Source organism: Corallococcus llansteffanensis, assembly GCF_003612055.1.
Lineage (GTDB): Bacteria > Myxococcota > Myxococcia > Myxococcales > Myxococcaceae > Corallococcus > Corallococcus llansteffanensis.
The window spans coordinates 1-528 of the sequence record NZ_RAWB01001157.1; the positions used below are offsets into that span (position 1 = coordinate 1).

Genomic DNA, 528 nt, shown 5'->3' on the forward strand with positions numbered 1-528 from the left:
ACCGCGAGGTTGGGGAGACAGGTTGCAGGCCCGCGGCGATGGCGGGGATGCCGAGCTTCTGGGCAATGGACAGCCCGATGAAGAAACCCAGGCCGCTCGCGATGACCCCCGCGCTGCCCCGGGCCGCGGCGAGGAACTGCGAGGCCCAGGACTCCGAGTGCTCGATGGCGAGCCGGGCCATCATCCGCGACAGCTCCGCCGGATTGTGGCCCCGCGTGAAGAGCGCCTCCATGTCCGCGCGGGCCGTGGTGGCGCGGATGTCACCCGCCAGAGGCGCGAACTCGATGCCGCGCCCCGCGACGAGCGGAGCGAACTCCGGGTCGGCCACGAGGACAGGAGTGTGCCCCGCCCGGGCAAGGCCCTCGGCGAGCGCCACCATGGGCCGGACGTCTCCGTGGGTGCCAAACGTGATGAGCGTGACGCGCATGCCCGCTGGCATATGGCATCCCGACAGGCGGGTGAAGCGCGATGCTTCTACGAGGGAGCACGGGCTGAAGCATTACAGAGGCCCGTGGGCGCTATGGGGCG

At 71.0% G+C, this 528-nt stretch carries 1 protein-coding gene; it reads right to left on the bottom strand.

All coding sequences use genetic code 11. From position 1 onward, the window contains the following. Nucleotides 1–439, bottom strand: a 439-nt coding sequence (locus tag D7V93_RS43900) for a glycosyltransferase (RefSeq protein WP_147451727.1), incomplete at its 3' end; no start/stop codon positions are given. Nucleotides 440–528: the final 89 nt, after the last annotated feature.